The sequence below is a fragment of the Umezawaea sp. Da 62-37 genome, assembly GCF_032460545.1.
Lineage (GTDB): Bacteria > Actinomycetota > Actinomycetes > Mycobacteriales > Pseudonocardiaceae > Umezawaea.
Genome location: NZ_CP135965.1, coordinates 3738969 through 3757142, shown reverse-complemented (window position 1 = coordinate 3757142; position 18174 = coordinate 3738969). Strand labels below are relative to the sequence as shown.

General features: G+C 70.5%; 19 protein-coding genes. 10 read left to right on the top strand and 9 right to left on the bottom strand.

Annotation, left to right across the window (positions count from 1 at the left end; all coding sequences use genetic code 11):
- Window positions 1-38 precede the first annotated feature (38 nt).
- Window positions 39-947, top strand: coding sequence for a LysR family transcriptional regulator (locus RM788_RS16545; protein WP_315932568.1), 909 nt, complete (start codon window positions 39-41; stop codon window positions 945-947).
- A gap of 4 nt (window positions 948-951) precedes the next feature.
- On the opposite strand, the gene RM788_RS16540 is transcribed toward RM788_RS16545, so the two are convergent.
- From RM788_RS16540 to RM788_RS16530, 3 genes are all read right to left on the bottom strand, one after another.
- On the bottom strand, window positions 952-2019 hold the full coding sequence (locus RM788_RS16540; RefSeq protein WP_315932567.1) for a winged helix DNA-binding domain-containing protein: 1068 nt from the start codon (window positions 2017-2019) through the stop codon (window positions 952-954).
- A gap of 167 nt (window positions 2020-2186) precedes the next feature.
- Window positions 2187-3278 (bottom strand): epoxide hydrolase family protein, encoded by a 1092-nt coding sequence (locus RM788_RS16535; RefSeq protein ID WP_315932566.1) that lies wholly within the window; start codon window positions 3276-3278, stop codon window positions 2187-2189.
- A 45-nt stretch (window positions 3279-3323) separates the two neighbouring features.
- The gene (locus tag RM788_RS16530; RefSeq protein WP_315932565.1) at window positions 3324-3992 is read right to left on the bottom strand and encodes a FadR/GntR family transcriptional regulator; all 669 of its coding nucleotides are present in this window, start codon (window positions 3990-3992) and stop codon (window positions 3324-3326) included.
- On the opposite strand from RM788_RS16530, the gene RM788_RS16525 reads away from it, so the two are divergent.
- The 3 genes from RM788_RS16525 (at window position 3986) to RM788_RS16515 (ending at window position 6027) form a co-directional block, all read left to right on the top strand.
- Window positions 3986-5308, top strand: a complete 1323-nt coding sequence (locus RM788_RS16525) for a CynX/NimT family MFS transporter (RefSeq protein WP_315932564.1) — start codon at window positions 3986-3988, stop codon at window positions 5306-5308. The genes RM788_RS16530 and RM788_RS16525 overlap by 7 nt on opposite strands.
- A gap of 79 nt (window positions 5309-5387) precedes the next feature.
- Window positions 5388-5639, top strand: coding sequence for a type II toxin-antitoxin system Phd/YefM family antitoxin (locus RM788_RS16520; protein ID WP_315932563.1), 252 nt, complete (start codon window positions 5388-5390; stop codon window positions 5637-5639).
- The gene (locus RM788_RS16515) at window positions 5632-6027 is read left to right on the top strand and encodes a type II toxin-antitoxin system VapC family toxin (RefSeq protein WP_315932562.1); all 396 of its coding nucleotides are present in this window, start codon (window positions 5632-5634) and stop codon (window positions 6025-6027) included. Before RM788_RS16520 ends, RM788_RS16515 begins: the two co-directional genes overlap by 8 nt.
- A gap of 30 nt (window positions 6028-6057) precedes the next feature.
- Here the strand turns inward: RM788_RS16515 and RM788_RS16510 are convergent, their stop codons facing one another.
- Entirely contained in the window at window positions 6058-7431 is a 1374-nt protein-coding gene (locus tag RM788_RS16510) for a mycothione reductase (RefSeq protein ID WP_315932561.1), read from the bottom strand.
- Window positions 7432-7500: 69 nt separating this feature from the next.
- Window positions 7501-8031, bottom strand: a complete 531-nt coding sequence (locus RM788_RS16505) for a YbhB/YbcL family Raf kinase inhibitor-like protein (RefSeq protein ID WP_315932560.1) — start codon at window positions 8029-8031, stop codon at window positions 7501-7503.
- A 160-nt stretch (window positions 8032-8191) separates the two neighbouring features.
- Here RM788_RS16505 and RM788_RS16500 point away from each other — a divergent pair, with 160 nt between their 5' ends.
- Both RM788_RS16500 and RM788_RS16495 read left to right on the top strand, forming a co-directional pair.
- Window positions 8192-8671, top strand: coding sequence for an AMIN-like domain-containing (lipo)protein (locus RM788_RS16500; protein ID WP_315932559.1), 480 nt, complete (start codon window positions 8192-8194; stop codon window positions 8669-8671).
- Between the two features lie 201 nt (window positions 8672-8872).
- Window positions 8873-9355 carry an AMIN-like domain-containing (lipo)protein gene (locus RM788_RS16495; RefSeq protein ID WP_315932558.1) on the top strand — a complete coding sequence of 161 codons (483 nt, stop codon included), beginning with the start codon at window positions 8873-8875 and terminating at the stop codon, window positions 9353-9355.
- 52 nt (window positions 9356-9407) lie between these two features.
- On the opposite strand, the gene lon is transcribed toward RM788_RS16495, so the two are convergent.
- The gene (lon, locus tag RM788_RS16490) at window positions 9408-11786 is read right to left on the bottom strand and encodes an endopeptidase La (protein WP_315932557.1); all 2379 of its coding nucleotides are present in this window, start codon (window positions 11784-11786) and stop codon (window positions 9408-9410) included.
- Between the two features lie 102 nt (window positions 11787-11888).
- Here lon and RM788_RS16485 point away from each other — a divergent pair, with 102 nt between their 5' ends.
- Complete coding sequence (locus tag RM788_RS16485; protein ID WP_315932556.1) at window positions 11889-12668, top strand: leucine-rich repeat domain-containing protein; 780 nt, start codon at window positions 11889-11891, stop codon at window positions 12666-12668.
- A gap of 68 nt (window positions 12669-12736) precedes the next feature.
- Complete coding sequence (locus tag RM788_RS16480; protein ID WP_315932555.1) at window positions 12737-13531, top strand: SAM-dependent methyltransferase; 795 nt, start codon at window positions 12737-12739, stop codon at window positions 13529-13531.
- Between the two features lie 893 nt (window positions 13532-14424).
- Here the strand turns inward: RM788_RS16480 and RM788_RS16475 are convergent.
- Both RM788_RS16475 and RM788_RS16470 read right to left on the bottom strand, forming a co-directional pair.
- Window positions 14425-15090 carry a CatB-related O-acetyltransferase gene (locus RM788_RS16475; protein WP_399345015.1) on the bottom strand — a complete coding sequence of 222 codons (666 nt, stop codon included), beginning with the start codon at window positions 15088-15090 and terminating at the stop codon, window positions 14425-14427.
- The gene (locus RM788_RS16470; RefSeq protein WP_315932553.1) at window positions 15087-16340 is read right to left on the bottom strand and encodes an alpha/beta hydrolase-fold protein; all 1254 of its coding nucleotides are present in this window, start codon (window positions 16338-16340) and stop codon (window positions 15087-15089) included. The genes RM788_RS16475 and RM788_RS16470 overlap by 4 nt, the downstream gene beginning before the upstream one ends.
- Before the next feature lie 77 nt (window positions 16341-16417).
- On the opposite strand from RM788_RS16470, the gene RM788_RS16465 reads away from it, so the two are divergent.
- Both RM788_RS16465 and RM788_RS16460 read left to right on the top strand, forming a co-directional pair.
- A complete protein-coding gene (locus RM788_RS16465) occupies window positions 16418-16999 on the top strand; it encodes a TetR/AcrR family transcriptional regulator (protein WP_315932552.1) in 582 nt (193 codons plus the stop codon).
- Window positions 17000-17005: 6 nt separating this feature from the next.
- Window positions 17006-17380 (top strand): hypothetical protein, encoded by a 375-nt coding sequence (locus RM788_RS16460; RefSeq protein ID WP_315932551.1) that lies wholly within the window; start codon window positions 17006-17008, stop codon window positions 17378-17380.
- Here the strand turns inward: RM788_RS16460 and RM788_RS16455 are convergent.
- Entirely contained in the window at window positions 17377-18108 is a 732-nt protein-coding gene (locus tag RM788_RS16455) for a helix-turn-helix domain-containing protein (protein WP_315932550.1), read from the bottom strand. The two genes, RM788_RS16460 and RM788_RS16455, sit on opposite strands and share 4 nt — an antisense overlap.
- Between the last annotated feature and the right edge of the window lie 66 nt (window positions 18109-18174).

Below are 18174 nucleotides of genomic sequence, written 5' to 3'. Positions count from 1 at the left end.
GCGACATGTTCTTCAAGGTTGGGTTTAGCATTGCTTACATGTTGGATCTCGGCAGACTGCGCGCCCTGCACGCCGTGGCCACGCACGGATCGGTCGGCGCCGCCGCGTCGGTGCTGGGCTACACGCCGTCGGCGGTGTCGCAGCAGATCGCCAAGCTCGAACGCGAGACCCGCACCGCGCTGCTGGAACGCCGTGGCCGCGGGGTCGCCCTGACCGACGCCGGGTACGGCCTCGCCACCACCGCGGCACGGGTGCTGGCGCTCGTCGAGGAGGCGGAGGTGACGCTGGAGGAGCAGCGCGGCGCCGCCGTGGGGGTGCTGTCCATCGGCGCCTTCGCCACCGCCGCGCGAGGCCTGCTCCCGCTGGCGCTGGTCGACCTGGCCGCCCGGCACCCGGCGCTGGACGTCCGGTCGGTGGAGATCGACCCGCCGGAGGGGATCGACGCCGTGGCCCGCGGCGAACTCGACCTCGCGGTCGCCCACGACTGGGACAACGCGCCGCTGGTGGTGCCGGAGTCGTTGTCGCGCAGCGCTTTGGGCGAGGACATCGCCGACGTCCTGCTGCCGGCGGGCCACCCGCTGGCCGACCGCGCGTCGCTCACCCCGCACGACCTGGCCGACCAGCGCTGGATCTGCCAGCCGGAGGGCACGATCTGCCACGACTGGCTGATGAAGACCTTCCGCGGGGCCGGGATCGAACCGGACCTCGCGCACCGCGTCGCGGAGTACGAGACGCAGCTGGCCCTGCTGGCGCGGGGGATCGGCGTGGGCCTGCTGCCCCGCCTCGGCCGCGGCCCCCTCCCGTCGACCGTCCGCGCCGTCGCGCTGCACCCCACGCCGACCCGCAGGGTGTTCGCGGTGTGGCGCGCGGGCGCGAGCAGGCGACCCGCGATCACCGCGACGCTGGCCGTGCTGCACGAGTGCTGGGAGCGGCGCGCCACGGCGTGACCACCTAGTCGGCGAACCGCACGTCGTGGTCGTGCCGGGGCGCCAGGAAGTCCAGCAGCGCCAAGCCCTCCCGCACCAGCGCGTCCTTGTCCTTTGTGGACAGACCCACGTACGGGGAGATGGTGAGCGTGCCCTTGTCGGTCTTCCAGGTGCCGCTGAGGAAACCGTCGAGCAGGAAGCTCGCGGGGAACACGGCGTTGGCCACGCCGCTCCACCGCTTGCGGTGCTCCTCGCTCATGATCCGGGTGCGGTCGGCGTGGGACAGCAGGACGTTGTCGAACTCGGGGAGGAAACGCGGCGGCGCCGGGGTGTCCGGGTCGATGAGGACGCCGTCCGGGACGTCGAGCAGGGTGCGGCCGCGCTCGTCGCGGTAGGTCTTCAGGTCCAATCGGGTGATTGCGGATTTCACCCCGGTGAGCCGGGACCACGCCGAGATGTCCGCAATCGTTGCCGGACCGAAAGCAGCCAGGTAGCGCAGGACCGCGGCGTCCGGGGTCGTCGACGCCGGGATCTCGACGCCCAGCCAGGTCGACGCCGGCGCGTTCGCCGCCGGTCCGCCGCGGCCGAGGATGCCTCGGGGCGGGACCTGGACCATCGGCACCAGCAGCGGGAGCACGTTGCCGAGCGCGCGGGGCTGGTGGTCGGGCCAGCGGGGCGCAAGCGCCGCGCCGAGCTGCGCGGTGGTCCGCGGTTCGGTGAGCAGGGGGAGCGCGGCCTCGACGAGGGCGGCGAGGTCCACGCCCACCAGGTCGCGGCCGAAGTTCGCCTTGGCGGCGCGGTCCAGCACCGGTTGCATGGCGGGGCGGAGCGCGGCGCAGTCGCGCGCGGTGACCAGGTGCAGGGTGCCGCGCATCAGCGTCGTGCGGACCGCCGTGCGGTCCTCCAGCATCGTGCCCACCCGGTCGGCGGTGAAGCCGTTCAGGCGCGACCACAGCGCGACGTACGGGGACGCGGTGGCCTGGGCCTGCAACCCGACCAGGTGCTCGATCGCCTGGTCGGGCCGCAGGTCGTGCCGGTCCAGCAGCAGCTGCCTGGCCAGCGTGGTGCGGTTGAGCGTTCTGGTGGTCGGCATGGAGGGCCTGTTTTCCGGATCTCGTTCGATGGGAGTCGAGCTTGAGGTGGTTCTTGGCGGTGCGGGCGGATGGTCCGCATACCGCTGTTGTATGCGGACCATCCGCCCGTGCCCCCAGGGGCCGCCTCAGGCCCGGCTACCGCGGACACGGATCCGGGAAACAGGCCCTACAGGCCCTGGAAGAAGGCGAGCACGTCCTCGGCCAGCAGGGCGGGCTGCTCCATGGCGGCGAAGTGGCCGCCGCGGTCGAACTCGGTCCACCGGACGATGGTGTTCGTCCTCTCCGCGATCGAGCGGATCGGCGGCACGACCTCGTGCGGGAACACGGCCAGCGCGGTGGGGGTCGTCGACGCCTCGATCCGCCCCCCGGACTTCGCCGCCTCCTTGTAGAGCCGCGCGGACGAGGCCGCGGTGCCGGTCAGCCAGTAGACCATCACGTTGGTGAGCAGGAGGTCGCGGTCGACGGCGTCCTCCGGCACGTCCTTCGAGTCGGTCCACTCCTTGAACTTCTCCACGATCCACGCCAGTTGGCCGACGGGGGAGTCGGTCAGGCCGTAGCCGAGCGTCTGCGGCCTGGTGCCCTGGACGCGCTGGTACCCCGACAAGTCGTCGGAGTAGTGCTTCAGCGCCTCCAACCGCTTCGCGTCGTCCGCGGTCAGCCCGTCGGTGTGCCCGTCCGGCATCGTGATCAGCATGTTCAGGTGCACGCCGACCACGTGCTCGGCATCGACGACCCCCAGGTCGCGCGAGACGACCGAACCCCAGTCGCCGCCCTGCGCGCCGTAGCGGTCGTAGCCGAGGCGCGCCATCAGCTCGGCCCACGCGGTCGCGATGCGCCGCACGTTCCAGCCGGTGTCCGCAGTGGGTCCGGAGAACCCGTAGTTCGGCATCGACGGGATGACCAGGTGGAAGTCCCGCGACAGCGGTTCGATGACGTCGAAGAACTCGACGACGGACCCCGGCCACCCGTGCGTGAGGATCAGCGGCAGGGCGTCCTCGCGGGTGGAGCGGATGTGCATGAAGTGGATGTTCGCGCCGTCGATGGTGGTCGTGAACTGGGGGAACGCGTTGAGCCGCGCTTCCCAGGCCCGCCAGTCGTAGCGCGTGCGCCAGTACCGGACGAGGTCTTGCAGGTACGCGACGGGCACGCCGTCGTTCCAGCCGGTGCCCTCGGGCTCGGCGGGCCAACGCGTGTTGGCGAGCCTGGTGGCGAGGTCGTCCAGCTGGCTCTGCGGGATCTCGATCCGGTAGGGCTCCATGATCTCCAGCCTAGGGCCGGTCGCGGACACCACAGGCCCGAGACCTCACTCGGAGGTCCGCTGCAGGATGTCCTCCAGGAAACCGCTTGCCTCGGCCGCGGCGCGCACCGGGTCGCGGTCGCGCACGGCGTCGAGCAGGCCGGTGTGCGACACCTGGTTGTCCAGGCCCTCGTCGACGGTGGCGGTGATGCTGGCGCGCACGGTCTCGTTCAGACCGCGGTACAGCTCCGACAGCAGCGTGTTGTGCGACGCTTGGACGAGGAGCCCGTGGAAGGCGGCGTCGTGCTCGATCATCCGCTCCCAGTCCTTGGCCGCCATGGCGGCGTCGCGCTCGGCCAGCAGCGTGGTCAGCCTGCGCAGGTCGTCCTCGGTGCGGTGGGTCGCGGCCAGCCGGGCGCCCTCGACCTCGAGCGTGCGGCGCACCTGGAGCACCTCGCGCAGCTCGTTGCCGCAGAGCCTGCGGACCGCGCCGGATATCTCGCTCGTGGCGCGGACGAACGTGCCGTCGCCCTGCCGCACCTCGAGCAGTCCGGCGTGGGACAGCGCGCGGACGGCCTCGCGCACGGTGTTGCGCCCGACTCCGAGCGCGGCGACGAGTTCCGGTTCCGGCGGTATGCGGCGGCCCACCGGCCATTCACCGCCGCTGATCGCACCCCTCATCTGGTCGATCACCTGATCGACGAGGCCCGCCCGCCGGGTAGTGGCCAATGGCACAGCGAAGTCCTTTCATCCGAACATCCCATGTCTGGGACAGTAGTCGAGTGACGATCCCGAAGCTGACACCGTCGAGTGATAACACTGCCACCGATCGTGGTGATCGCGCGACGGTTCAAGCACTGGGAGTGGTTGAACCCGTAGGACGACACCGGCAACTGGCCGTAACCGGCGGCATCCTGTTGGCTGCCGGCGTCACTCTTTCGGCGGCAAACCTGCGACCCGCTGTAACCAGCCTCGCTTCGGTGCTCGGTGACGTCCGGACCGGCCTGGGCGTGTCCGCGAGCTGGACCAGCCTGCTCACCGCCGTCCCCGTCCTCTGCTTCGGCGCCGCCGCGTTCGCCGCCCCGTGGGTCGGACGGCGGTTCGGGCTCAAGCGCGCCGTCGCCTCCGCGCTCGCGCTGCTGACCTTCGGACTGCTCCTCCGCGTTGTGGACGGTCCGTTCGTGGTGCTCGGCGGCACGTTCATCGCGTGCGCCGGCATCGCGGTGTGCAACGTCCTGATCCCGGTGGTGGTCAAGGACTCGTTCCCCACCAGGATCGGCCTGATCACCGGCGTCTACACCGCCGCGATGGCCGCGGGTGCGGGACTGGGCGCCGCGCTGACCCCGCCGCTGGAGGCGCTGCTCGGATCGTGGCGGCTCGCCGTCGGCGCCTGGGCACTGCTGTCGGCGGCCGCGCTCGTGCTGTGGCTGGCCGGCGCGCGCAAGGGCGTGACGGGCCGCGTCGCCCGCACACCCGCGGGCCGGTCGCTGCTGCGCAGCCCGCTGGCGTGGGTGATGACCGTGTTCTTCGGTTTGCAGGCCCTGCTCGCCTACACGGTCATGGGCTGGCTGCCCGCGATCCTCGGCGACGCGGGCGTCGACCGCACCACCGCGGGCTTCCTGCTCGCCATCACGGTCGTCCTCGGCGTCCCGGTGAGCCTCGTCGTGCCGCCGCTGGCCGCCCGGTGGTCGTCCCAGGTCGGGATGGTGCTGGTGCTCGGCGTCTTCTCGCTGTCCGGTGTGCTGGGGCTCGCGTTCGCGCCGGGGTTCTCGCCGGCGTTGTGGGTGCTGCTGGTCGGGCTGGGCATGGGCGGGATGTTCCCGTTGGCGCTGGTGATGGTTTCGCTGCGGACGGTGTCCACTTCGGACACGGCGCGGTTGTCGGCGATGACGCAGAGCATCGGGTACCTGCTCGCGGCCACGGGGCCGTTCGCCTTCGGGCTGGTGCGGGAGGCCACGGGGGCGTGGACCGTGTCGATGATCGTGCTGGCGGGGTTGGTGGTGCTGCTCACCGGGCTAGGTGCTGTGGCGGGGCGCAACCGGTTCGTGTGACGGAGCAGGACTGTCCGGTGCCGTTGCCACTGAACCCCAGTCTGTAGCACTTCGTAGCACGGCAGCCTAGAATGAGGTCATGACCAAGAAGATCACCCAACGGGAGTTGCGCAACGACAGCGGTGCGATTCTGCGCGCGGTCGCTGGTGGTGAGGTTTTCGTGGTCACCAGCAACGGCGCGCCGGTGGCCCAGCTCGTGCCGCTACGGCGCCGCACCTTCGTGCCCCGTGCCGAACTCGCCCATGCCGCCGCTCACGCCCCGGTGATCGATCTCGCGGGTTTTCGCGCCGATCTCGACGCCGTTGTGGATCAGGATCTTCTCGGTGGCTGACCTGGGATTGCTCGACACCTCGGTGGTGATCGACCTGCCTCGGATCAACGTATCGGCGCTTCCGGCGGAGTTGGCGATCAGTGCCATCACCCTGGCGGAATTGGCTGCGGGACCGCACGCCGGCGGCGACCCGGCTGAGCGCGCCGTCCGGCAGCAGCGGTTGCAGTGGGCCGAGTCGACTTTCGACCCGATTCCCTTCGACGCCGAGGCGGCCCGTTATTACGGCAGCATGTTCGCGCTCGTCCTTGCCGCGGGCCGGAAGCCGCGGCGGCGACTCGCGGATCTGCTCATCGCATCCGTCGCCGCGGCCAACGATCTTCCGCTGCTCACGCGGAATCCCGACGACTTCCTCGGGCTGGAGCCGTTCGTGACGGTCGTGGCCGTGTGACGGGGACATGCGCCCCCGTCACACGTGCGGTCAGTCCAGCGGCAGGTTGAGCAGGGCGTTCTCGACGAGTTCCGGCATGGCGGGGTGGATCCAGTACTGGCCCTTGGCCATGGTGCGGGCGTCGAGGCCGAAGCTCATGGCCTGGATGAGGGGCTGGATGACGGTGGGGGCCTGGGGGCCGATGATGTGCGCGCCGAGGATCCTGCCGGTGGCGGGGTCGGCGAGGACCTTGGCGAAGCCGGTCTGGTCCTCCATGGCCCAGCCGTAGGCGATGGAGGCGTAGGCCTGCGAGCCCTTCACGTACCTCACGCCCTGCTCGACCGCCTGCTCCTCGGTGAGGCCGACGGAGGCGATCTGCGGTGACGAGAACACGGCGGACGGCACAAAGCGGTGGTCGGACGCCTTCGGCTCGTCGGGGTGCAGCAGGTTGTGCTGGACGACCTTGCCCTCGTGGTTGGCGACGTGCTTGAGCTGGTACTCCGAGCTGATGTCGCCGAACGCGTAAATGCCGTCCACCACGGTCTTCTGGTGCTCGTCCACGACGATCCGGCCGTCCGGGTGGGTGGTCACGCCGGTCTGCGCGAGGTCGAGCAGGTCGGAGTTGGGGACGCGGCCGACGGCGAGCAGCAGCTCGGCGGCCTCGACCGTCTCGGCGCCGTCCGGGCCCTCCAGGTGCAGTCGGACACCGGTGTCGGTGCGCTCGGCGCGCACGGTCTTGCGCTGGAGCCGGACGTCCCACTTCTCCGACGCGATCGAGGTGAACCGCTCGGCGATCTCGCGGTCCTCGTGGCGCAGCAGCAGGTCGGAGCGGGCGATCAGCGTGACCTTGACGCCGAACGACGAGAACACGTGGGCGAACTCGCTCGCGACGAACCCGCTGCCGACGATGATCATGCTTTCGGGCAGCTCGTCGAGCCGCATCACGGTGTCGCTGGTGTGGTAGTCGACGGTGTCGAGGTCGACCACGTCCGGGATGACCGGCCTGCTGCCCGCGCCGATCGCGAACCGGTCGGCGGTGATGACCTCGCCGGTGCCGGTGTCCAGCGTCTTCGGCCCGACGAACTTCGCGGTGCCCTGGTAGACGGTCGTGTTCGCGTTGTCCTCGGCCCGCCAGCGCAGCCCGCCCGCCGAGATCGGGTCGATCCGCCCGAAGATCCGGTCCCGCACGTCAGCCCAGCGCACGCCGTCCAGGTGCTCGTCGACACCGAACTTCGCCGCGCCCGACGGGGTCGACGCCACGTCGGCGGTGTGCACGAACATCTTCGTCGGGATGCACCCGACGTTCAGGCACGTGCCGCCGAAGGTGCCCTTCTCGACGATCGCGATCTGCTGGTCGGCGAACCGCTCGTCGGGGATCGAGTTCCCGGAGCCGCTGCCGATGATGACGAGGTCGAAGTGCCGCACGTTGCCGTCCTGCCTGGTAGGAGATGCGCCTACTCTCTCAAACGGGCAGGACGGCCGTGCGATTCCCGCTCAGGTCTGCTGAAAGACGGGCGTAATGATCGCCCTCGCGAGCGTGTGGAACGCCAGGTTGAAGCTCACCACCGCGGGCGACGCGTCGCCGTCCACGTCCAGCTTCTCCACGTCCACCGCGTGCACCACGAAGTAGTACCGGTGCGCCGGGTCGCCCTCCGGCGGCGCCGCACCGCCGAACGCCCGCGTGCCGTAGTCGGTCCGCACGTGGAACGCGTCCCCCGGCAGCGTGTCGTCCTTCTCACCCGCACCGGCCGCCAGCTCCGTCACCGACGCCGGCAGGTTCACCGCCACCCAGTGCCAGAACCCCGACGGCGTCGGCGCGTCCGGGTCGAAGCACGTCACCACGAAGCTCTTCGTGCCGTCCGGGAACCCGGACCAGCTCAGCTGCGGCGAGGTGTTGCCACCCGCGAACACCTGCGCCCGGTCCAGCGGCTCGCCGTCGCGCACGTCGGTCGACGTCACGCTGAACGAGGGCACCACGGGCAGCAGCGAGTACGGGTCGGGTGCGACAGGGCGCTCAAGGCTCATCGGGTTCCTCCACGGGTGATCTTGGGGTGGTTCGAGCGTAGTGCCGCCACCGGACCCGCGCAGTTTCCCCGTTCCTACCCGCGCGGCCGGTGTCAGCGTCTCTAATGGAGGGGCGTTCCTCGGGGCGGAGCGCGTTCGGCACACCAGGGGAGGGGTAGCCATGAACACCCGTTCACGGGTCTTCGCAGTCCTGTTCACCGCGTTCGCCGCCGTCGTCGCGATGACGTCGTCGGCAGCCGCGGCAGGCACCGGTCCGACGTTGACGAACGTCCGGATCGGCTCGCACGCCACGTACGACCGGATCGTCCTCGACTTCGCGGGACCGGCGCCGTCGGTCCCGTACGCCGAGGTCGTGCCCGAGCTGTTCTACGACGGCTCCGGCAAGCCGGTCAACCTGCCCGGCACGTTCTTCTACCAGGTGGTGTCCACCCCGGCCGCGGCCCACGACGACAACGGCCTCCCGACGTACACCGGATCGCGGAAGTTCGAGACGCCGTCGCTGTCGAACGTGCAGGCGTTCGCCATCACCGGCGACTTCGAGGGCCAGTTGACCGTTGGTCTGGGGTACCGGCGGGCGACGTGGCAGTCGGTTTCGGTGTTGACGAACCCGACGCGGGTTGTGATCGACATCGGCGTGTAGGACACGGGAGGGCCCCCGCTCGCGGTGAGCGGGGGCCTTCCGGTTCGGCCGCTGATCGATCGGGGCTCGTCGGCGTTCCGAGCTTCGTGCGGCCATTCGGATGGCGGCACCTCCCACGGGCAACCCGCGACGCGGCCAAGCGTCCGGATTGGTGTGCGCTTCTTGGGGAGAAGCACTTGGCACATTTGAAGAGGGGGAATCATGAACACTCGGTTGAAGTTCTCGGCAGTCCTGTTCACCGCGCTCACCGCCGTCATGGCCACGGTTTCCACGGCGTCCGCGACGCCTGACGCGAAGCCGTTGCTGACGAACGTCCGGGTTGGCGCCCACGCCACGTACGACCGGATCGTGCTCGACTTCACCGGACCCGCGCCGGACGGGACCGCAGGCGATGTCGTGCCGGAGTTGATCGCAGACGGCTCCGGCAAGCACGTCGACCTGGCGGGCACGTACTTCTACCAGGTCAGGACGTGGACCGCCGCCGCCCATGACGACAACGGCAATGCGACGTACACCGGGTCGCGGAAGTTCGAGACGCCGTCGCTGTCGAACGTGCAGGCGTTCGCCATCACCGGCGACTTCGACGGGCAGTTGACCGTTGGTCTGGGGTACCGGCGGGCGACGTGGCAGTCGGTGACGGTGTTGACGAACCCGACGCGGGTCGTGATCGACATCGGCGTGTAGGATACGCGGAAGGCCCCCGCTCGCGGTGAGCGGGGGCCTTCCTGCCAACACATCACGCCACAGCGGTCACAACCTCCGCCGCGGGCTCCAGGGCGTGGACCAGGACCTCGCGGACATCCGCCACGAAGTGCACGGTCAGTGCCTCCCGGACCGACGCGGGCACGTCGTCCAGGTCGGGCTCGTTCCGAGCCGGCAGCAGCACCGTCGTGATCCCGGCCCGGTGCGCGGCCAGCAGCTTCTGCTTGACCCCGCCGATCGGCAGCACCCGCCCGGTCAGCGACACCTCACCGGTCATCGCCACGTCCGACCGCACCGGCCGCCCGGACAGCAACGACGCCAGCGCGGTGGTCATCGTGACCCCGGCCGAAGGCCCGTCCTTGGGGACAGCGCCGGCGGGCACGTGGATGTGCACCCCGCGATCGGCCAGCGACCCGACGCCGAAACCCAGCTCGTCGTCGTGCGACCGCAGGTAGGACAGCGCGATCTGCGCCGACTCCTTCATCACGTCGCCCAACTGCCCGGTCAACGTCACCCCGCTGGCCCCGGAGTCCTTGGCGGCCAACGAAGCCTCGATGAACAGCACGTCACCACCGGCACCGGTGACCGCCAGACCCGTTGCCACACCGGGAACGGAGGTCCGCTCGGCCGACTCCGGCGTGTGCTTCGGCTTGCCGAGGTAGCCGCGCAGGTCGGGCACGTCCACGCCGACCGGGAGCGTCGCCTCCTCGTCCAGGGCGAGCCTCGCCGTCACCTTGCGCAGGATGCGCGCGAGACCGCGTTCCAACTGCCGCACACCGGCTTCGTGCGTGTACTCACCGGCGAGCTTGCGCAGCGCGTCCTCGGTGAGCGTGACGTCCTCGGGCGTCAGACCGGCCTTCTCCAGCTGTCGGGGGAGCAGGTGGTCGCGGGCGATGGTGACCTTCTCCTCCTCGGTGTAGCCGTCGAGCTGCACGAGTTCCATCCGGTCGAGCAGCGGCGCGGGGATGGTGTCGAGCACGTTCGCGGTGGCCAGGAAGACCACGTCGGACAAGTCGAGGTCGACCTCGAGGTAGTGGTCGCGGAACGTGTGGTTCTGCGCCGGGTCGAGCACCTCGAGCAGTGCGGCGGTCGGGTCGCCGCGGTAGTCGGAGCCGACCTTGTCGATCTCGTCGAGCAGCACGACCGGGTTCATCGTCCCGGCCTCGGTGATGGCGCGGACGATCCGGCCGGGCAGCGCGCCGACGTAGGTGCGCCGGTGGCCGCGGATCTCGGCCTCGTCGCGGACGCCACCCAGGGCGACCCGGACGAACTTGCGGCCCATGGCGCGCGCCACGGACTCGCCGAGCGACGTCTTGCCGACGCCGGGAGGCCCGACGAGGGCCAGCACGGCTCCGCTGCGGCGGCCGCCCACGACGCCCATGCCGCGGTCGGTCCGCCTGCGGCGCACAGCCAGGTACTCGGTGATCCGCTCCTTCACGTCGTCCAGCCCGGAGTGGTCGGCGTCCAGCACCGCCCGCGCGCCCAGGATGTCGTAGGCGTCGTCGGTGCGCTCGTTCCACGGCAGCTCCAGCACCGTGTCCAGCCAGGTGCGGATCCAGCCGACCTCGGGGGACTGGTCGGAGGTGCGCTCCAGCTTGTCCACCTCGGTGAGCGCGGCCTTGCGGACGTGCTCGGGCAGGTCGGCGCCCTCGACGCGGGCGCGGTAGTCCTGCTCCTCGGTGGCGGGCTTGCCGTCCAGCTCGGCCAGTTCCTTGCGGATCGCGGCCAGCTGCTGGCGCAGCAGGAACTCCCGCTGCTGCTTCTCCATGCCCTCCTTGACGTCCTTGCGGATCGTCTCGGCGACATCCAGCTCGGCCAGGTACTCGCGACCCCACACGAGCAGCTTCTCCAGCCGCGCGTTGACGTCGCTGGTCTCCAGCAGCCAGACCTTCTGCTCCTCGGTCACGTACGTCGCGTAACCGGCGAGGTCGGCCAGCGCCGACGGCTCGTCGACCTGCTGCACGGAGTCGACGACCTGCCAGGCGCCGCGCTGCTGGAGGATCGTGGTCACCAGCGCGCGGTACTCGCGGGCCAGCTCGTCGGTGCGGTCGTCGGCCGCGGGGGTGTCGGCGATGGTCGCCTCGACCCACAGCGCCGCGCCGGGGCCGGTCGTGCCGGTGCCGATGCGCACGCGCTCGGTGCCGCGGACGACCGCCGCCCGTTCACCGCCGGAGAGCCTGCCGACCTGCTCGATCAGGGCCAGGGTGCCCACCTTGGCGTACTTGCCGTCCAGCCTGGGGACCAGCAGGATCCGCGCCTTGGTCCCGGTCTCGGCGGCGGCGGTGGCGGCCTCGACGGCGGCACGGGCCTCGGCGTTGGCGTCCGCACCGGAAAGCCGGATGGGGACGACCATGCCGGGGAGCACGACCACGTCGTCGAGGGGCAACACCGGAAGAGCCAGAGTCTTGCCCATCAGTTCACCCTCCAAAGTTGAGTCTGACTGGCTCAACCAAGTAGAGCGGATGTTTGTTTCCCGATGGTGTTCGCTCTGAGCGAGCGGGCTTAGAGTTGCCCGATGCAGAGCCTTGACCTGGACAGCTTGCGGCTGACCGCGCTCCCCGCCGACCTCGCGCCGGACCTGTGGGAGCTGAGCGCCTACGACAACGACCTCACGTCGTTGCCCGATTCCCTCTGGGATCTCGGCGAGCTGCGGATGCTCAACGTCGCGGCCAACCGCATCGGCGAGGTCTCGCCGGAGATCAGCAGGCTCACCACGCTGCACACCCTCGACCTCGGGCACAACGCCCTCACGTCCCTCCCGGATTCCCTCGGCGACCTCACCTCGCTCGACCGGTACCTCTACCTGAGCGACAACCGGCTCACGGCCGTGCCCGAGTCGCTGGGCGGGCTGGTCAAGCTGCGCTACCTCAACCTCACGGACAACCTGCTGACCGCGTTGCCCGCCACCATCGGCGGCATGGCGGGCCTGCGCGAACTGCGCCTCTACGGCAACCAGCTCACGGCGCTGCCGGACTCGATCGGCTTCCTGTCCCGCCTGCGCGAACTGCACCTGCGCGGCAACCACCTGACGGAACTGCCACCGTCCCTCGGCCGCCTCTCCGACCTGCGCGAACTCACCCTCCGCGACAACCGGCTCACCGCGCTGCCCCCCGAGATCGGCGACCTGGTCGCGCTGCGCGTCCTCGACGTGCGCAACAACGAGCTGACGGCGCTGCCCGACGTGATCGAGAAGCTGCCCGCCCTGGAAAAGCTCGACCTCCGCTGGAACAAGCGCCTCAAGATGCCCGTGTGGCTGCTCGACCTGGAACGCCGGGGTTGCGTCGTCCTCACCTGACTGCGCCTGGACACGCCACGACGCCGGGCGGTTGGATCAGAGGTCCGTCGTACGGTGAGGGGAACGTCGTGGATCCTTGGGTACCGTCATCGGTCGACCTGTCCCGGCCGAGCGTCGCCAGGATGTACGACTACTTCCTCGGCGGCTCGCACAACTTCGCCGTCGACCGCGACGCCGCCAAGGTCATCGAGAAGATCTACCCCGGCATGGCGGGCGCCGCCCGCGCCAACCGCTCGTTCCTCCGCCGTGCCGTCCGCTACCTGTGCGGACAGGGCATCGACCAGTTCCTCGACCTGGGTTCCGGCATCCCGACCGTCGGCAACGTGCACGAGATCGCCCAGAACATCATCCCGACGGCCCGCGTCGCCTACGTCGACGTGGAACCGGTCGCCGTCGCCCACAGCGTCGCCCTGCTGGCCGGCAACGACCGCGCCATCGCCGTCCAAGCCGACCTCCGCGACCCCGACGCGGTGCTGAACTCCCCAGCCGTCAACAACCTGCTCGACTTCTCCCGCCCCGTCGGCGTCCTGCTCGCCGCCGCCCTCCACTTCGTCCCCGACACCGACAACCCGCACACCGCCGTCGCCCGCTACCGCGACGCCCTGGCCCCCGGCAGCCATCTGGCCATCAGCCACGGCAGCCTCGAAGGCATCCCGCAGGACAGCGTCACCAACGGCGAACGCGTACAGGCCATCTACCAACGCACCGACGCCCAACTAGTACTTCGCACCAAGGGCGACATCACCCGCTTCTTCGACGGCTTCGACATCGTCACCCCAGGCGTAGTCCTACTGCCAGAATGGCGCCCCGACTCCGACGACGCCTACATCACCGCCTACGTAGGCGTAGGCCGCAAACCCTGACCCGCCAACGCAAATGACGTCAGGCGCCTGAGCCCAAACCAAGCCCAAAGCCAGGCCTTGTCGGCACCGGCGCAGCCGCTCCCCAGCATCCGGCGCGGAGCGCCCACCGCCTTGCCGACGCGCAGCGAGGTGCCCGAGTTCGGCGCAGCCGAATGCTGGCGCAGCCAGACCTACCCCTGCACCCGATCAAAAGCCATCTCTATGCTTGTCGAAGCTTGTCAAGACAGCTCCACCGTCTTGACAAGCTTCGACAAGCATAGAACACTCGGCGACCGGGTAAAGGCACCCCCACCCACGACGCACCACCCAAGCGGAACTGGCGAAAGCGCCGATCACCACCACCCCCACCCCAAAGACCACCACCCCCCACCACCACGACAACAACCCCACCCCCACCACCCCCGACCGTCTACACCGGACAGGGCGACGACGTAATCACCCTCGACCGCCCAAGCGGCTTCAAGATCGTCAAGTTCGACTGCCCCGCGTGCACGGGCCACACCGCCCTCAAGTCCGACGGCTTCGAGTCCCCGCTCGTCAACACGATCGGCGCCTACTCAGGTCTCCAGTGGATGGACATCCGCGACAACAGCCGCACCACCACCCTGACCGTGACCGCCGAAGGCGCGTGGACCCTCACCGTCGGCGGCCTCGACCTCGCAACCCTGGCCGACGGTCCGGTATCGGGTACCGGTGACGCGGTCGTCTACCTGATGTCCAAAACCACCAAGGCGAGGATCACCAACACCGGCGACGGGCACTTCGCGGTCCACGTCGCGTCGACCAAGACGACCGCCTGGACCTCGCCGTCAACACCATCGGCGGCTACGAAGGCACGGTCCCCCTCCCAAGCCCGGCCTTCGTACAACTCACCTCCAACGGCGACTGGTCCATCACCCCCTCATAAGCCCCTCCCCCCGCGCAACATCCGCCACCTCCCCAGGCGTCCCAGCCATGATCGTCCGCACATGCGCCGTGACCACCTCCACCGGCCACTCCCACCAAGCCGCCCGCAGCAACAACTCCACCTCCTCATCCGAATACCGCTGCTTGACCACCTTCGCCGGATTCCCGCCGACCACCGTGTACGGCGGCACATCACCCACCACCACGGCTCCGCTGGCGATGATGGCGCCGTCGCCGATGCGGACGCCGGGCATGATCGTGGTGCGGTAGCCGAACCACACGTCGTTGCCCACGACGGTGTCGCCCTTGGTCGGGATGTTCATCAGCAGGTCGACGGTGTTCTCCGCCCAGTCGCCGCCGAAGATCGTGAACGGGAACGTGGACACGCCGGTCGTGAGGTGGTTGGCGCCGGCCATGATGAACGTGGTGCCCGCCGCGAGGGCGCAGTACCGGCCGATGATCAGCTTCTCGTCGCCGTAGGAGTACAGGACGTTGCGGCGTTCGAAGTGCGTCGCGTGGTCCGGGTCGTCGTAGTAGGTGAAGTCGCCGACCTCGATGTTGGGGGAGGTGATCAGCGGTTTGAGCAGGACGACCCGCGGGTGGTCGGGGAGCGGGTGGAGTTCGTTCGGGTCGGGCACGGCGAGTCCTCTCAGGCGGGGAGCAGGGCGCGGAGGCCCTTGACGACGCTGCGGCGGAACGTGGCGAAGTCGTGTCCGCCCGCCGCCTCGTGGTAGGTGACGGGGTAGCCCCTGGCGCGCAGCACGGTGCGCAGGTGGCGGTTGGCGGCGCGCTGGTCGACGCCGGGGGAGACGGGGCTCGCGCCGGTCTCCAGCGAGCCCACGTCGATCCAGAACCGCAGTGGCAGCAGTGGCGCCTTGGCGTACTGGCGGGTGAGCCATTCCGGCTCGGAGTCCTTGCCCCAGCCCGTTTCCGAGTCCCGGTAGCCCCACCAGTGCGCCCCGGAGCAGGACAGCACGGCCCCGAACGCGTCGGGCCTCTCCAAGGCGGTGTGGGCGGCGGCGAGACCGCCGAGGCTGTTGCCCGCGAGCACGACGCGGCTCGTGTCGTCGCTCACCGGGTAGAGCGACCGCACGAACGGCAGGACGTCCTCCGCGAGGTGGGTGGCGAAGGCGGAATCGCAGGCCAGTTCGGCCATGCGGGGCGCCATGCCACCCGTGTTGTGCACCATCGCGACCACGGCGGGCTCGATCTCGCGGCCCATCAGGTTGTCCAGCGCCGTGTCCAGCCGGGCGACCAGCGGCCAGCACTCGCCGTCGAGCAGCACCACGAGCGGGTACGTCCTGTCCGCCTGGTAGCCGGGCGGGGTGTAGACGGTAATGGTCCGATCGGACAGGTCGTGCTCGGTGAGCTTCCCGCGGTCGGTGGGCTCGGCGTCGAACCAGTCGACGTCCTCGGCGTCCGGCAGCCGCAGTTCGGAGTCCCAGAACCGCCGGTCGGCCGTGTCCTCGCCCGCGACGACCGCCATCTGCGGGAACAGCGCACGCGGGTTGAAGGGGTCGGCCAGCATCCTGGCCCGCGCCTCGACCATCAGCCGCCCCAGTTCCGCGAGGTCGGAGTGGTCGGCGTCGGTGAACGGGTCGTCGACCAGGAACTGGTAGGTCGTGACCACGTCGGACGCCACGACCGCGTCGAGGTGCCACACCTGCGTGCCCGGCACCCGCCGCATCGGGTGCGACAGGGCGTTCGGGTCCTCGAACACCTGGGCCCGCACCGACACCTGCCGCTCGGGCCCGATCCACACGAACGTCACCTCGACGGTGGTGTCGGTCAGCCGCTTGACCAGCGGTCCGCCGGACTCCACCAGGTCGGCGCGCAGCCGTTCCACGGCGCCCACCGGGTCCCGCTCGGCCTCGTCGGCGAACCGCGTCACCCGGTCCGACACTTCGACCACCTCCCTAATGCAACTCAAGTTGCGTTATTGTGGTCACGTCCTGCCCCGCGACGCAACTGGAAAAGCCCGTGAACGCTCGTCCCGGCGGCCGCTCCGCCCGAGTCCGCGACGCCGTCCTGTCCGCCGTGTACGACGAACTGGCCGAGGTCGGCTACCCGCACCTGACCGTCGACAACGTGGCCGGCCGCGCAGGCGTGCACAAGACCACCGTGTACCGGCGCTGGGGCAGCGTCGACGCGATCCTGGTCGACGCGCTCGACCGCACCGCGGCGAGCGGGTGGCGGCCGCCGGACACCGGCACGGTGGAGGGCGACCTGATCGCCGTCACGACGGAGATCGCCCTGACCTTCGGCGATCCCCACGAGCGCCTGGTCCCCTCGGCCCTCGTGGCCGCCGCGTTCCAGTCGGCCGTCGCCGCCGAGGCGATGAGCGCCTACTACGCCGCCCGGCACCGGGCCGCGGCCGAACTCGTCGTCCGCGCGGTCGAACGGGGTGAGCTGCCCGCCACCGTCGACCCGGTCGAGGTGGTCCGCGCCGCCTGCGGCCCGCTGTTCTACCGCGTCTTCATCACCCGCGAACCCGTGGACGCCGCCGTCGCCGAGCGCTGCGCGCTGGCCGCGTTGGCCGCGGCCCGCGCGGGCGTGATCTAGTGCGCCGTGGACAAGACCCGACTCGGTGCCTGGCTGGTCATCTTCCTCGCGGTGGCGCAGACCCTCACGACCCTGCCGACCGCCGCCGCGCCGGAGCTGGGTGCCGCCGCGGTCGTCTTCAACGCGGCCGCGGCGTTCTCCGCCTACCTGCTGCTGCGCCGCCCGGACCGCAGCCGGTGGCCGCTCGTCGTCTGGAGCGCGGGCTTCTTCGGCTGGCACGTCACCGGCCTGGCCACCATGGCGAACCTCGTCACCACCGACCTGGACCCGGTGTTCTTCATCGCGTCCCAGCGCGAACTCTCCATCGCCTACCAGGCGGTCCTCGCCACGCTCGCGGGCTTCGCCGTCCACATCCTGTTGCCGCGCCCCGAAAAGCGCTAGCGCCCACCCGCGCTGAGCAGCAGCACGCCCGCTTCGGGATCCTCGCCGGGACGCAGCAGCGAGAACGTCCACGGCCGGTCGTCCACGCACGCGGTCGTGGTCCGGAACTCCTGCACGGACCGGCATTCCCACCAGCACGCCAGTTCCGGTCGCCGGGCGGCGAACTCGGCCAGCAGCTCACGGGTGCGCGGATCCTCCGGGCAGCGGTCGGCGTGCCCGCGGAACCGGCGGAACACGTTCTGCGCCAACGGTTCCCACTCCGGCATCCGGTCGCGAACGGCGGGATCGGTCAGCAGCAGCACGAGGTTGCGCTCCGACAGCCGCCAGAGGTCCCGGTGCGCCCGGTTGGCCGCGACCACGTCCAGCCTGCGGTCCACCGCGACCGCGGGCCCCGGCCACCCGTCGACCACCGGCCGCAGCACCGCCGCCAGGTCGACGACCTCGTCGGCCACCGCGCGCAGCCCGGCCAGCGCCAGCACGTGCCGGTGCGCGTCCGCGTCCAGCCGAAGCGCCCGCGCCACCGCGTCGAGCACCTGCCGCGACGTGTCCACCCGCCCCTGCTCCAACCACGTGTACCAGGCCAGTCCCACCCCGGACAGCGCCGCGACCTCCTCCCGCCGCAGTCCGGGCGTGCGCCGCCGCGCCCCGCCCACCAGCCCCACGTCCGCGGGCGCCAACCGCTCCCGGTGCGCCCGGAGGAACAACCCCAGCTCCTGCTTCACAGCCATGTCCCCGAGCCTATGACCACGGGTAACCCCACGAACGCCTGTCTCGTGCGGTGGACCCGCACCGGC

Excerpts from the sequence above, each read along its gene's own strand:
- RM788_RS16545 (WP_315932568.1), top strand. The coding sequence starts at position 39 with ATGTTGGATCTCGGCAGACTGCGCGCCCTGCACGCCGTGGCCACGCAC.
- RM788_RS16540 (WP_315932567.1), bottom strand. The coding sequence starts at position 2,019 with ATGCCGACCACCAGAACGCTCAACCGCACCACGCTGGCCAGGCAGCTG.
- RM788_RS16535 (WP_315932566.1), bottom strand. The coding sequence starts at position 3,278 with ATGGAGCCCTACCGGATCGAGATCCCGCAGAGCCAGCTGGACGACCTC.
- RM788_RS16525 (WP_315932564.1), top strand. The coding sequence starts at position 3,986 with ATGGCACAGCGAAGTCCTTTCATCCGAACATCCCATGTCTGGGACAGT.
- RM788_RS16520 (WP_315932563.1), top strand. The coding sequence starts at position 5,388 with ATGACCAAGAAGATCACCCAACGGGAGTTGCGCAACGACAGCGGTGCG.
- RM788_RS16505 (WP_315932560.1), bottom strand. The coding sequence starts at position 8,031 with ATGAGCCTTGAGCGCCCTGTCGCACCCGACCCGTACTCGCTGCTGCCC.
- RM788_RS16500 (WP_315932559.1), top strand. The coding sequence starts at position 8,192 with ATGAACACCCGTTCACGGGTCTTCGCAGTCCTGTTCACCGCGTTCGCC.
- RM788_RS16495 (WP_315932558.1), top strand. The coding sequence starts at position 8,873 with ATGAACACTCGGTTGAAGTTCTCGGCAGTCCTGTTCACCGCGCTCACC.
- lon (WP_315932557.1), bottom strand. The coding sequence starts at position 11,786 with ATGGGCAAGACTCTGGCTCTTCCGGTGTTGCCCCTCGACGACGTGGTC.
- RM788_RS16485 (WP_315932556.1), top strand. The coding sequence starts at position 11,889 with ATGCAGAGCCTTGACCTGGACAGCTTGCGGCTGACCGCGCTCCCCGCC.
- RM788_RS16455 (WP_315932550.1), bottom strand. The coding sequence starts at position 18,108 with ATGGCTGTGAAGCAGGAGCTGGGGTTGTTCCTCCGGGCGCACCGGGAG.